At 61.2% G+C, this 14,622-nt stretch carries 6 protein-coding genes; all 6 read right to left on the bottom strand.

The window, feature by feature from the left end:
- Positions 1–13: 13 nt before the first annotated feature.
- The 6 genes from BM43_RS01860 to BM43_RS01895 all read right to left on the bottom strand — a co-directional run bounded on the left by BM43_RS01860 (position 14) and on the right by BM43_RS01895 (position 14,401).
- Positions 14–1,162, bottom strand: a complete 1,149-nt coding sequence (locus tag BM43_RS01860) for a DUF2827 domain-containing protein (RefSeq protein ID WP_013689421.1) — start codon at positions 1,160–1,162, stop codon at positions 14–16.
- The gene (locus tag BM43_RS41945; RefSeq protein ID WP_483398712.1) at positions 1,159–5,418 is read right to left on the bottom strand and encodes a YadA family autotransporter adhesin; all 4,260 of its coding nucleotides are present in this window, start codon (positions 5,416–5,418) and stop codon (positions 1,159–1,161) included. The genes BM43_RS01860 and BM43_RS41945 overlap by 4 nt, the downstream gene beginning before the upstream one ends.
- A gap of 269 nt (positions 5,419–5,687) precedes the next feature.
- A complete protein-coding gene (locus BM43_RS42645; protein WP_414630053.1) occupies positions 5,688–12,311 on the bottom strand; it encodes an ESPR-type extended signal peptide-containing protein in 6,624 nt (2,207 codons plus the stop codon).
- A 607-nt stretch (positions 12,312–12,918) separates the two neighbouring features.
- A complete protein-coding gene (locus tag BM43_RS42455; RefSeq protein ID WP_255222473.1) occupies positions 12,919–13,044 on the bottom strand; it encodes a hypothetical protein in 126 nt (41 codons plus the stop codon).
- 129 nt (positions 13,045–13,173) lie between these two features.
- A complete protein-coding gene (locus tag BM43_RS01890; protein WP_013689425.1) occupies positions 13,174–14,076 on the bottom strand; it encodes a hypothetical protein in 903 nt (300 codons plus the stop codon).
- 109 nt (positions 14,077–14,185) lie between these two features.
- The gene (locus tag BM43_RS01895) at positions 14,186–14,401 is read right to left on the bottom strand and encodes a hypothetical protein (protein ID WP_013689426.1); all 216 of its coding nucleotides are present in this window, start codon (positions 14,399–14,401) and stop codon (positions 14,186–14,188) included.
- Positions 14,402–14,622 lie beyond the last annotated feature (221 nt).

Here is a 14,622-nt window from a genome sequence, read left to right on the forward strand (position 1 = left end):
CCGCGGAAATCGGTCAGGCCAGGAGGCGCTCGACGTAGGCGTCGAGGTTCGCCGGATTATCGATCGACACGCGCTGCAGCAGGGCGTTTGCCTTCGCGCGGTAGCTGTCGAGGTTGGCGTCGTGCTCGCGCCAGGCCTGGTGCAGCACGCGCCCGCCCGTGGCCGAATCGAACTCCGGATAGTAGTAGCCGGCGTCGCCCAGCATCGGCGAATTGTGGATCAGCGGATAAGCGCCGTACAGCACGTCGTAATAGAGGTAGTTCTGCGGGTTCTCCCACTGGTGGGAGATCACCGCGTCGGTGTGCTGGGCCAGGAACGAAGGCAACTCGACGCGCGGCTCGAAGGTGGCCTTGTGGTGGCGCACCAGGTCGAGGCTGTTCGCGAAATGCACGAAGGTGCTGTGCTCCTTCATGTGCATCGAGTTGATCACGAACATGTGCTTCACCGCATCGGGCTGCGCGCGGTAGAACTCGTCGGCGACCAGCATCGGGTAGTGGCAGCTCTTCACCACCGAGATGTTCGGTTCGAGGATCGCGAGCCGCCAGTCGGTGCGGCGGCCCGCCTGATAGCCGAACTGGATGCCTTCCTGCGCGAGCGCGGCGATGCGGCGATCGACGAAATGCGGCGACCAGATATGCGGCATCGAATAGACCGGCGCGCGCATCAGCGTGCGCAGCAGCGGCTTGGCCGTCTTGTCGTCCTTGGGCAGGATCCAGACTTCGTCGTAGGGGCCGCCGTTGAAGATGTGGCCCGAAGGCTGGTTGAAGATCGGCGTTTCGCAGAGGCCGGCGTAGACGTTGCCGACGAAGCACATGATCAGCTTCTTGCCCAGCGTCTTCATGTACTTGAGCCAATCCACCTGCAACTGGGCGCCCATCTCGATCACCACGTCGAGCTGGTGCGAGACGTCGCGCGGATTGACCAGTTCGACGTCGAGTCCGCCGAAATCGAGGCCGGTGGGGATCTGCTTGGCATCCCCGCCGTTGAGGAAATAAATCCGGCCGATGCGGCCGGATTTGCGGAGCATCATCGCCAGGAAGGCGATGTTCTGATGAATACCGTTTTCCCAGATCGCCTGGCCGTCTCTCGCGAACAGCGAGATGCCGACGGTCAGGCGCCTGTCAGGTTCCCCCGCGGGGGACGATGGCAAGGATTCGATCACCAGCTGTATCCATATCCGACACCGTACGTCTTGTTCTGGCCCGAGACGCCGATGCCCAGTTTCAGAATGCCGTTGGTCGTCACGTGCGCGCTTGCGCCGAACGCCATGCCGGACTCGCCGGCGAAGCGCGCGACACCGATCGCCATGTTGACGGTCTTGCCGGGCTCCACCTGCGGCAGCATCGTCAGCGCCGTGGCGGCGGCGATCCCCTGCCGTGCCATCTGGTTGGTCTGCTGGACCGCCTGCTGGGTCTGCGCGAGCTGCGAACCGAGCAGGTTGAGCTGGCTTTGCTGGCCGGAGAAGGATTGTGACATAGAAGTCGACAGCGCATTCAACTGGTTGAGGTTGACTGCGTCCGTGCCTTCCGTGCCCGCCGCGACGTTGGTGATCTGGCGTTGCTGGGTCGAGCTGCCGACCGACACCACGTTGGATCGGCCGCCATCGGTCGAGCCCTGGCCGAGCGCCACCGAGTTCGAGCCGGCGCTGACCGACGGCGCCTGCGCGCCCGGCGCCGACATGTCGGCCGCGTAACCGCCGGCGCTCAGCGAGCGCGTGGTGTTGTTGGCCGCCGTGGTGGACAGCGAGGCCACCTGGGCGCTGACCGTGCCGAGGCTCGAGGACAGCGAGGTGACCGAGTTGTTGGTCGACGACAGGCTGGTGGACAGCGAGCCGATGCTGGTCGAGGTGGCGGTCGACAGCGACGTCACGCTGCTGCTCGTGTTCGACAGGCCGGTGGACAGCGAGCCGGTGGTGGTCGAGGTCGAGGTGGACAGCGAGGAGACCGAACTGTTGGTCGTGGACACCCCCGTCGAGAGCGAGCTCAGCGAGGTGGAGGTGGACGAGGACAGCGCGTTCAGCGAAGTCGAGGTCGAGGTGGACAGCGAGGCCACCGAGCTCGAGAACGCGCCGGCTGCGCTGCTCAGGCTGCTCGACAGCGAGGCCACCGCTGCATTGGTCTGGAACAGCTGGCTGCCGTTTACCGCGTCGGTGCTGGTGGCCGAGATCCGGCCGGCGGCGAGGCCCGTCAACTGCCGTTCGAAACCGGGCGCGCCGATGTTCACCGTGCCGGCCGGGTTGCTGCCGGCGAAGTTGCCGAAGGTGATGCCGCCGACCGTCGCCGAACTCACCGGCACCGCCGTGGTGGTGATCGAGCCGCTGCCGATGGCCACCGAGTTGTCGATGTTCGCGACGGCGTTCGGGCCGATCGCGACGCTGTCCACGCCGGTGGCGATCGAATCCGCGCCCGTCGAGTTGGTGTGGAAGTACTTGATGCCGTTCGAGTTGACGCTGTCGAGCGCATCGCCGACGTTGTTGACGTTCGCGGTGGTGCCGTTGGCCTTGTAGGTCGTGTAGGTCGGTGCCGTCAGCGTGCCGGTGGCCGAGTCATAGGTCGAGCCGCCGCCCAGTGCCGAAGCCACGCTGTTGCCGATCTTGCCCGACGAGTTGGCGATCGAGCTGACCGAGGTCGACAGCGAGCTGACGCTCGACGAGGTGGACGTCGACAGCGAGGCGACGTTGCTGTTGGTCTGCACCAGGCCGGTGGACAGCGAGCCGGTTGCCGTCGACAGGGAACCGATGCTGCTGGTGGTCGAGGACAGGCCGGTGGACAGCGAGCCGATGCTGGTCGAGGTCGAGGACGACAGCGAGCCGATGTTGCTGTTGGTGGTGCTGAGGCCGGACGACAGCGAAGTGACGTTGCTGTTGGTGGTCGAGAGCCCGGTGGAGAGCGAGCCGACGCTGGTCGAGGTCGAGGACGACAGCGAGCTGATGTTGCTGTTGGTGGTGCTGAGACCGGACGACAGCGAAGTGACGTTGCTGTTGGTGGTCGAGAGCCCGGTGGAGAGCGAGCCGACGCTGGTCGAGGTCGAGGACGACAGCGAGCTGATGTTGCTGTTGGTGGAGCTGAGGCCGCTCGACAGCGAGGAGACGTTGCTGTCGGTGGTCGAGAGGCCGGTGGAGAGCGAGCCAACGCTGGTCGAGGTCGAAGACGACAGCGAAGTGATGTTGCTGTTGGTGGAGCTCAGGCCGGACGACAGCGAGGTGACATTGCTGTTGGTGGAGCTGAGGCCGGACGACAGCGAGGTGACATTGCTGTTGGTGGAGCTCAGGCCGGACGACAGCGAGGTGACGTTGCTGTTGGTGGAACTGAGGCCGCTCGACAGCGACGAGACGTTGCTGTTTGTCGTCGACAGACCGCTGGAGACGGACGAGGACAGCGACGAAACATTACTGTTAGTGGAGCTCAGGCCAGACGACAGCGAGGTGACATTGCTGTTGGTGGAGCTCAGGCCGGACGACAGTGACGTGACATTGCTGTTGGTTGTCGACAGACCGCTGGAGACGGACGAGGACAGCGACGACACATTGCTGTTGGTAGAGTTCAGTCCTGACGACAGCGATGTGACGTTGCTGTTGGTGGAGCTAAGGCCGCTCGACAGCGACGAGACATTGCTGTTGGTCGTGGACAGGCCGCTGGAGACGGACGAAGACAACGACGACACATTGCTGTTGGTGGAGCTCAGGCCGGACGACAGCGAGGTGACGTTGCTGTTGGTGGAGCTAAGGCCGCTCGACAGCGACGAGACATTGCTGTTGGTCGTGGACAGGCCGCTGGAGACGGACGAGGACAGCGACGACACATTGCTGTTGGTGGAGCTCAAGCCGGACGACAGCGAGGTGACATTGCTGTTGGTCGTCGACAGACCGCTGGAGACGGACGAGGACAGCGACGACACATTGCTGTTGGTAGAGCTCAGGCCGGACGACAGCGATGTGACGTTGCTATTGGTGGAGCTAAGGCCGCTCGACAGCGACGAGACATTGCTGTTGGTCGTGGACAGGCCGCTGGAGACGGACGAAGACAACGACGACACATTGCTGTTGGTGGAGCTCAGGCCAGACGACAGCGAGGTGACGTTGCTGTTGGTGGAGCTGAGGCCGGACGACAACGAAGTGACATTGCTGTTGGTCGAGCTCAGGCCGGATGACAGCGAGGTGACGTTGCTGTTGGTGGAGCTAAGGCCGCTCGACAGTGACGAGACGTTGCTGTTTGTCGTCGACAGACCGCTGGAGACGGACGAGGACAGCGACGACACATTGCTGTTGGTGGAGCTCAGGCCGGACGACAACGAAGTGACATTGCTGTTGGTCGAGCTGAGGCCGGACGACAGCGAAGTGACGCTGCTGTTGGTGGAGCTGAGGCCGGACGACAACGAAGTGACATTGCTGTTGGTCGAGCTGAGACCGGACGACAGCGAAGTGACGTTGCTGTTGGTGGAGCTGAGGCCGGACGACAGCGAAGTAACGTTGCTGTTGGTGGAGCTCAGGCCGGACGACAGCGAGGTGACATTGCTATTGGTGGAGCTCAGGCCGGACGACAGCGAGGTGACGTTGCTGTTGGTGGAGCTGAGGCCGGACGACAACGAAGTGACATTGCTGTTGGTCGAGCTGAGGCCGGACGACAGCGAAGTGACGTTGCTGTTGGTGGAGCTGAGGCCGGACGACAACGAAGTGACATTGCTGTTGGTCGAGCTGAGGCCGGACGACAGCGAGGTGACATTGCTGTTGGTGGAGCTCAGGCCAGACGACAGCGAGGTGACGTTGCTGTTGGTGGAGCTGAGGCCGGACGACAGCGAGGTGACATTGCTGTTGGTGGAGCTCAGGCCAGACGACAGCGAGGTGACGTTGCTGTTGGTGGAGCTGAGGCCGGACGACAGCGAAGTGACGTTGCTGTTGGTGGAGCTGAGGCCGGACGACAACGAAGTGACATTGCTGTTGGTCGAGCTGAGGCCGGACGACAGCGAAGTGACGTTGCTGTTGGTGGAGCTGAGGCCGGACGACAACGAAGTGACATTGCTGTTGGTCGAGCTGAGGCCGGACGACAGCGAAGTGACGTTGCTGTTGGTGGAGCTGAGGCCGGACGACAACGAAGTGACATTGCTGTTGGTCGAGCTGAGGCCGGACGACAGCGAGGTGACATTGCTATTGGTGGAGCTCAGGCCGGACGACAGCGAGGTGACGTTGCTGTTGGTGGAGCTAAGGCCGCTCGACAGTGACGAGACGTTGCTGTTTGTCGTCGACAGACCGCTGGAGACGGACGAGGACAGCGACGAAACATTGCTGTTGGTCGGAGGCGTCAGGCCGGACGACAGCGAGGTGACGTTGCTGTTGGTGGAACTGAGGCCGCTCGACAGCGACGAGACGTTGCTGTTTGTCGTCGACAGACCGCTGGAGACGGACGAGGACAGCGACGACACATTGCTGTTGGTGGAGCTGAGGCCAGACGACAACGAAGTGACATTGCTGTTGGTGGAGCTGAGGCCGGACGACAGCGAAGTGACGTTGCTGTTGGTGGAGCTGAGGCCGGACGACAACGAAGTGACATTGCTGTTGGCCGAGCTGAGGCCGGACGACAGCGAAGTGACGTTGCTGTTGGTGGAGCTGAGGCCGGACGACAGCGAAGTGACGTTGCTGTTGGTGGAGCTCAGGCCGGACGACAGCGAGGTGACATTGCTATTGGTGGAGCTCAGGCCGGACGACAGCGAGGTGACGTTGCTGTTGGTGGAGCTAAGGCCGCTCGACAGTGACGAGACGTTGCTGTTTGTCGTCGACAGACCGCTGGAGACGGACGAGGACAGCGACGACACATGCTGTTGGTGGAGCTGAGGCCGGACGACAGCGAGGTGACGTTGCTGTTGGTGGAGCTGAGGCCGCTCGACAGCGACGAGACGTTGCTGTTTGTCGTCGACAGACCGCTGGAGACGGACGAGGACAGCGAAGAGACATTGCTGTTGGTAGAACTCAGTCCGGATGACAGCGAAGTGACGTTGCTGTTGGTCGTGGACAGGCCACTGGAGACAGACGAAGACAGCGACGACACATTGCTGTTGGTTGAACTCAGTCCGGACGACAGCGAAGTGACGTTGCTGTTGGTCGTTGACAGACCGCTGGAGACGGACGAGGACAGCGACGACACATTGCTGTTGGTAGAGCTCAGTCCGGACGACAGCGAAGTGACGTTGCTATTGGTCGTGGACAGGCCGCTGGAGACAGACGAGGACAGCGACGAAACATTGCTGTTGGTGGAGCTCAAGCCGGACGACAGTGACGTGACATTGCTGTTGGTTGTCGACAGGCCGCTGGAGACGGACGAAGACAACGACGAGACGTTGCTGTTGGTCGTCGACAGACCGCTGGAGACGGACGAGGACAGCGACGAAACATTGCTGTTGATCGAGCTCAAGCCGGACGACAGTGACGTGACATTGCTGTTGGTCGAGCTCAGGCCAGACGACAGCGATGTGACGTTGCTATTGGTGGAACTGAGGCCGCTCGAAAGCGAAGTGACGTTGCTGTTGGTAGAGCTTAGGCCAGACGACAGCGAGGTGACGTTGCTGTTGGTCGAGCTCAGGCCGGACGACAGTGACGTGACATTGCTGTTGGTGGAGCTCAGGCCGCTCGACAGCGAGGTGACATTGCTCGTTGTCGTTGACAGTCCTGTCGACAGTGATCCAACGCTTGTCGAAGTCGAAGACGACAAGGACGAAACAGTGCTGTTCGTGTTGCTTAACCCAGTGGATAGCGAGCCGATCCCCGTCGACAGCGAGCCGACACCGGTAGACAGCGAACCAATCGTCGTGGAGAGCGAGCTGACGCCGGTCGACAGTGAACTGATACCTGTCGACGCTGATGTCGAAAGGGAGCTGATTCCTGTCGAAACCGAAGTCGATAAAGATGTGACGTTGCTATTGGTTGTCGACAGGCCACTAGAGACGGACGAAGACAGCGATGACACATTGCTGTTTGTGGAGCTCAATCCACTCGACAACGAGGTGACGTTGCTGTTGGTCGTTGACAGACCGCTAGAGATGGACGAGGACAGCGACGAGACATTGCTGTTGGTGGAGCTCAGGCCGGACGACAACGAAGTGACATTGCTATTGGTGGAGCTGAGGCCGCTCGACAGCGAAGTGACGTTGCTATTGGTCGTCGACAGGCCACTAGAGACAGACGACGACAGCGACGAGACATTGCTGTTGGTTGTCGACAGGCCGCTAGAGACGGACGAAGACAACGACGACACATTACTGTTGGTGGAGCTCAGGCCGGACGACAGCGAAGTCACATTGCTATTGGTCGTGGACAGGCCGCTGGAGACAGATGAGGACAGCGACGAAACATTGCTGTTGGTGGAGTTCAAGCCGGACGACAGCGAGGTGACATTGCTGTTGGTGGAGCTCAGGCCAGACGACAGCGAAGTGACGTTGCTGTTGGTGGAGCTAAGGCCGCTCGACAGCGAGGTGACATTGCTGTTGGTAGAGCTGAGGCCGGACGACAGCGAGGTGACGTTGCTGTTGGTGGAACTCAGGCCGGACGACAGTGACGTGACGTTGCTGTTGGTCGTGGACAGGCCACTGGAGACGGACGAGGACAGCGACGAGACATTGCTATTGGTGGAGCTCAATCCACTCGACAATGAGGTGACGTTGCTATTGGTCGTCGATAGGCCGCTGGATACAGACGAGGACAGCGACGAGACATTGCTGTTTGTGGAGCTCAGTCCAGACGATAACGAAGTGACGTTGCTATTGGTCGTCGACAGGCCGCTGGAGACAGACGAGGACAACGACGACACATTACTGTTCGTGGTGCTCAGTCCAGACGACAGCGAAGTGACGTTACTGTTAGTCGTCGACAGACCGCTGGAGACGGACGAAGACAACGACGACACATTGCTGTTGGTGGAGCTCAGTCCGCTCGACAGCGAAGTGACGTTGCTATTGGTCGTCGACAGGCCGCTGGAGACGGACGAAGACAACGACGACACATTACTGTTCGTGGTGCTCAGTCCAGACGACAGCGAAGTGACGTTGCTATTGGTCGTCGACAGACCGCTGGAGACGGACGAGGACAACGACGTCACATTGCTGTTCGTGGAGCTCAGTCCAGACGACAGCGAAGTGACGTTACTGTTAGTCGTCGACAGACCGCTGGAAACGGACGAAGACAGCGACGTCACATTGCTGTTTGTGGAGCTCAATCCACTAGACAGCGAAGTGACGTTGCTATTGGTTGTCGACAGGCCGCTGGAGACAGACGAAGACAGCGATCCGACATTGCTGTTCGTGGTGCTCAGTCCAGACGACAGTGAAGTGACGTTACTGTTAGTCGTCGACAGACCGCTAGAGACGGACGAAGACAACGACGACACATTACTGTTGGTGGAGCTCAGTCCGCTCGACAGCGAGGTGACGTTGCTGTTGGTCGTCGACAGGCCGCTGGAGACGGACGAGGACAGCGACGACACATTGCTGTTGGTAGAGCTCAGTCCACTCGACAGCGAAGTGACGTTGCTATTGGTCGTCGACAGACCGCTGGAGACGGACGAGGACAACGACGTCACATTGCTGTTCGTGGAGCTCAGTCCAGACGACAGCGAAGTGACGTTACTGTTAGTCGTCGACAGACCGCTGGAAACGGACGAGGACAGCGACGAAACATTGCTGTTGGTTGTCGACAGACCGCTGGATACAGACGAGGACAGCGACGAGACATTGCTGTTTGTGGAGCTCAGTCCAGACGATAACGAAGTGACGTTGCTATTGGTCGTCGACAGGCCGCTGGAGACAGACGAGGACAACGACGACACATTACTGTTCGTGGTGCTCAGTCCAGACGACAGCGAAGTGACGTTACTGTTAGTCGTCGACAGACCGCTGGAGACGGACGAAGACAACGACGACACATTGCTGTTGGTGGAGCTCAGTCCGCTCGACAGCGAAGTGACGTTGTTATTGGTCGTCGACAGGCCGCTGGAGACGGACGAAGACAACGACGACACATTACTGTTCGTGGTGCTCAGTCCAGACGACAGCGAAGTGACGTTGCTATTGGTCGTCGACAGACCGCTGGAGACGGACGAGGACAACGACGACACATTACTGTTGGTGGAGCTCAGTCCGCTCGACAGCGAGGTGACGTTGCTGTTGGTCGTCGACAGGCCGCTGGAGACGGACGAGGACAGCGACGACACATTGCTGTTGGTAGAGCTCAGTCCACTCGACAGCGAAGTGACATTGCTATTGGTCGTCGACAGACCGCTGGAGACGGACGAGGACAACGACGAGACATTGCTGTTAGTGGAGCTCAATCCACTCGACAGCGAGGTGACGTTGCTAGTGATCGTCGATAGCCCGCTGGAAATCGACGTCGCGCCCGAGGACAACGATGCCACCGTGCTGTTGGTGCTCGACAGTCCTGACGAAAGGGAAGTCACCGAGCTGGTGGTCGTGGACAGCCCGGTCGAGAGCGATTCAACGCTGGTCGAAGTGGACGACGACAACGAAGTCACGTTGCTGTTGGCCGTCGACAAGCCGCTGGAAATCGAGGTCACGCCGGATGACAGCGAAGTTACCGAGCTATTGGTACTCGAGAGGCCGGACGACAGGGAGGTCACGGAGCTTCTGGTCGTGGACAAACCAGAGGACAGCGACGTGACATTGCTGTTCGTGGAGCTCAGCCCGCTCGAGAGCGAAGTGACATTGCTGTTGGCCGTCGACAGCCCGCTGGAAATCGAAGTCACCCCCGACGACAGCGAAGTCACCGAGCTATTGGTGCTCGACAGCCCCGACGACAGAGAGGTCACCGAGCTGCTGGCGGTGGACAAGCCGGAGGAAAGCGAGCCGACGCTGGTCGAAGTGGACGACGACAATGAAGCCACGTTGCTGTTGGCCGTCGACAAGCCACTAGAAAGCGAGCCGACGCTGGTCGAAGTAGACGACGACAACGAAGCCACGTTGCTGTTAGCCGTCGACAGCCCGCTGGAAATCGAAGTCACCCCCGACGACAGCGAAGTCACCGAGCTATTGGTGCTCGACAGCCCCGACGACAGAGAGGTCACCGAGCTGCTGGCGGTGGACAAGCCGGAGGAAAGCGAGCCGACGCTGGTCGAAGTAGACGACGACAACGAAGCCACGTTGCTGTTAGCCGTCGACAACCCGCTGGAAATCGAAGTTACCCCCGACGAAAGCGAAGTCACCGAGCTATTGGTACTCGACAAGCCCGACGACAAGGAGGTCACCGAGCTGCTGGCGGTGGACAAGCCGCTGGAAAGCGAGCCGACGCTGGTCGAAGTGGACGACGACAACGAAGCCACGTTGCTGTTAGCCGTCGATAACCCGCTGGAAATCGAAGTCACCCCCGACGAAAGCGAAGTCACCGAGCTATTGGTGCTCGACAGGCCCGACGACAGGGAAGTCACCGAGCTGCTGGCGGTGGACAAGCCGCTGGAAAGCGAGCCGACGCTGGTCGAAGTGGACGACGACAACGAAGTCACGTTGCTATTGGCCGTCGACAATCCACTGGAAATCGAGGTCACGCCCGAAGACAACGAAGTCACCGAGCTATTGGTGCTCGACAGGCCAGACGACAGGGAAGTCACCGAGCTGCTGGCGGTGGACAAGCCGGAGGAAAGCGAGCCCACACTGGTCGACGTGGACGACGAGAGCGAAGCCACATTGCTGTTGGCCGTCGACAGCCCGCTGGAAATCGAGGTCACCCCCGACGACAACGAAGTCACCGAGCTATTGGTGCTCGACAGCCCCGACGAAAGCGAAGTCACCGAGCTGCTGGTGGTGGACAAGCCGGTCGAGAGCGATTCGACGCTGGTCGACGTGGACGACGAGAGCGACGCGACGTTGCTGTTGGCCGTCGAGAGCCCACTGGAAATCGACGTCACACCGGATGACAGCGAAGTCACCGAGCTGTTGGTGCTCGACAAGCCGGACGACAGCGAGGTCACCGAGCTTCTGGTGGTGGACAGCCCGGAAGACAGGGACGTGACATTGCTGTTCGTGGAACTCAGTCCCGACGAAAGGGAGGTGACGTTGCTGCTGGCGGTGGACAAGCCGCTGGAAAGCGAGCCGACGCTGGTCGAAGTGGACGACGACAACGAAGCCACGTTGCTATTGGCCGTCGACAGCCCGCTGGAAATCGAGGTCACCCCCGACGACAACGAAGCCACATTGCTATTGGCCGTCGACAGCCCACTGGAAATCGAAGTCACCCCCGAAGACAACGAAGTCACCGAGCTATTGGTGCTCGACAGCCCCGACGACAGCGAACCGATGGAGCTCGTCGTCGACGACAAGCCCGACGACAGGGATGTGACGCGGCTATTCGTGGTGGAGAGCCCGCTCGAGGTCGAGGTCGACAGGCTGGCGATCGAGCTGGTGGTCGTGCTCAGGCCGGTGCTGAGCTGCGAAACCGTCACGGCATCGGTCGGCGCCGAGCCGTCGGCGACATTGGTGATGCGCCGCAGCGCGGTGGCCGAGCCCACCGACACTTCCGAGGTCGGCGCGGCTTGGCCGGTCAGGAAACCGGTGGTGGTGGGCGCGGCCGCGGCGGTGGTGCTGCCCGAGCCGATCGCCACGCTGTTCGCATACTGGGCGGAAGCGTTGGGCCCCAGCGCCACGGCGAACTGGTCCGATGCGGTCGCCCCCGCGCCGGCAGCCAGCGAAGAGGTGGCCGTGGCGACCGAGAACCGGCCGATCGCGATCGAGGTTGCACCCGACGCGGTGGCGCCACCGCTGCCCGTGCTGTTGCCGCCACCGATCGCGATGGCACTGCTGCCGGTCGCGAGCGTGTCGTTGCCGATCGCGGACGCGCCCACGCCTTGCGCGTTTGAACCGGAGCCGACTGCAATCGCGCTCGAGGCAGTCGCCACGGCGTTGTGGCCGAACACGGTGGAAAACACGCCGGTGGCGGTGGCGCCGTTGCCGATGGCCATCGAGGTCGAGCCGGTGGCGGTCGAGCCGTAGCCGAGTGCCATCGAGGCCGCGCCGGTCGACGTCGCGTTCGAGCCGAGTGCGATCGAGCCGGTGCCGCTCGCGGTGGTGCCACTCGGCGCGAATACTCCGAGCACGGCCGCATTGCCGCCGATCGCGATGGTCGAGGTCGAGGCCGCGACCCCGCCGCCGGTCGCGTACTGCGCCTGCGCGACCTGGTTGGTCGCGCCGGCTACCAGCACCGCGGTGGTCACCGCCTTGGCCACGGCCGACTTGTTTGGTTTTCCCCGTGCCGAATCGTTTTCGGAAGCAGCCACCCACGCCCCGAGAGATTCGTTCCAGATCGAGCGGTAATTGCGATTCATGCGGCCTATCTCCACGGACCCGTGCAATGAATCAGGCAGTTTCAGTCGCCGTCTATGCCTTGCGCGGGGAAACCAATCAATTGCGCGGATTCTATTTGAGGCGGCTAATATCAAATGAAAACAACTGCAAACTGCCTGAGATCAACTGTGAAACATTGTTGTCGATTACTGCTCCATCGGTCTGTTAAATTTCTTCAAGAGCCGGTAAATCGTTTGCGTGGAGCCTCCGTGGACGCCGAAAAGTCCGTGTTGAATAGCTTGAAGTTACTGATACTAAAGGATATTCAACAATTTTACAGAATCATTCAGTGATATTTAGAGTATCGAAATTTGACAATCCTGCGATTTTGTACTCTACAATCCGTATTCGGTATTGATAAAAGATAAAACCTTAAGAGAGCCCTCTGTTTGATTATTGAGCAGGTTGGAAACGATTTTTCTAATCGTTTAAGTATCGATATTGCACCGCGGCAAAAATAGGAATTGGGGATGAATCGCTGCGAGCCGCCCGGCGTCGCGGGAGGCTGGTCCCGATGGAATTCCCGGTTTGAAACTCGAGAGGGACCGACGGGGATTTCAGACAGGACGTGGATAATCCTGTCCACGTTCACGGCAGCGCGCCGCCCGCCGGCACGGGCCGCGTCCCAACATGCGGACAGATGGTGACGAAGTGTGTCGTGACGAACGACGCGCGATCGCAGGCGTTGTCGGCCGGCAACAGCCGTGTGCGCATGCAGCAGCTATCGCGATCGATGCACGCGCATGCGATGAAGCGATACGGGGAAGGCAAGGAAAGAAAGGTGCCGATGCAACCAACCGGCCGCGCCCGATGCGAGCGCGGCCGGGCTACTGCTCCGGCGGCTTACTTCTTGATGAACTTCAGGGCGAGGCGGGCCATGCGCGGGACGAACTTCGGACGCAGCAGCCGAGGATCGTAGCCCGCCATGCGGCGCTCGTTCTCGGCCAGGCAGAGTTCGATCAGCTCACGCGGCTTGAGCGCCTCGTTGCCGACCGTCGCCGCGGCATTGGCCGGAAAGTTCGCGTCGTGGGCCACGCCGTCGGTATCGATGCCGCGCGCGATGCCGATGCGGTCGCGGATCAGCGTGATCCAGATCGCCGCGACGCGCAGGAAGAACCACGGCCGCTTCCACCAGGGCAGGTTGCGCCAGTACCAGGCGTACCAGTTCACGAAGAACAGGATGTGGCGGCCTTCTTCCTGGATCACGGGCTCGAAGGTCTCGACCAGTTCCTCCGGGAAGAAGCCTGATTGCTGGGCCGAGCGGAACAGCCCGAAGGCGAAGAAGCTGTCGATGCATTCGCTGAAGCCGGTCAGCACCCAGGCCCATTCGGGATCCGTCGGCGCGGGATAGGGCGGTTCGGGCGCGAGGGCGATGCCATAGGCTTCCACCAGCTTCGACAGCACCACCTTGTGGCGCGCTTCCTCGCCGCCATCCATCTGCAGCGCCGAGCGTAGCAGCGGATCGGCCACGGTGGCCGCGAAGGTGGCCACCCGGATCGAGGCGCGGCCTTCGGTCTGGACCGCGATGTCCCAGATCGGCAGCGCCGTGAGCCGCTTCAGTTCGGCCGGCGATAGCGGCGGCCAGTCGATCACGGCCGGTTTGTAGGGGTTATGAGTGTCGAGGAGCATTCGGCAGAACATCTGCTTGTGCGCCTCTGAGCCGATGCGGACGGGACCGGTGCTGTCATGCGCCCAATGGCGCATGGCGTGATCGGCCGCCTGCTCGTGCTGTAGCGTGTCGGACATGAGCTTGATCTGAGTGTCTGGCGGGAAATCGCAGCTGCTTATTCTTGCATAGGCAGTCGATTTTCGCGTTTTCGGGCCAGGACATTGCCCACGTCCGTCTTGCCGAAGCTCAACTATGCGCGTCGATCCAGATGCGCCCCCAGCGCGAGGCGTAGGCCAGCGCGTGGGCCTCGTCGAAGAAGAAGTCGATCGCATCGAACGAGTAGGCGCGGGAGGGGCCCGCGGCGGTCTTCTCGATGGTCAGGTTCGCGGCGAACAGCCCGTTAGGCTGGCGGGCGGCCGCAGGCGCCATTTCGTAGCCTTTGTAGCGGATCGGACGAATCATTGCAGGACGAAATCGAGTACGGGAGTGTGCAGCGTAAGCCGCGCGCGAGCCGGCCGGAACCAATCTTTCCGGCGAAGCATATGCGTGGCTCGGCGCGAATGCATATGGCCCGGCACGATGCCGCGCGGGCGGATGGAAAACGGAAGGAACTGCAAAAAACAACAAAAAAGGCCCCAAAAGGGCCTTCAGGCATGCCGAAAACGGCAAGAAACCGCAAAGTC

Source organism: Burkholderia gladioli (assembly GCF_000959725.1).
Lineage (GTDB): Bacteria > Pseudomonadota > Gammaproteobacteria > Burkholderiales > Burkholderiaceae > Burkholderia > Burkholderia gladioli.

Bases quoted from the DNA above. Each gene is read 5' to 3' on its own strand.
- BM43_RS42645 (WP_414630053.1), bottom strand. From the start codon at position 12,311: ATGAATCGCAATTACCGCTCGATCTGGAACGAATCTCTCGGGGCGTGG.
- BM43_RS42455 (WP_255222473.1), bottom strand. From the start codon at position 13,044: ATGCGCACACGGCTGTTGCCGGCCGACAACGCCTGCGATCGCGCGTCG.
- BM43_RS01890 (WP_013689425.1), bottom strand. From the start codon at position 14,076: ATGTCCGACACGCTACAGCACGAGCAGGCGGCCGATCACGCCATGCGC.
- BM43_RS01895 (WP_013689426.1), bottom strand. From the start codon at position 14,401: ATGATTCGTCCGATCCGCTACAAAGGCTACGAAATGGCGCCTGCGGCC.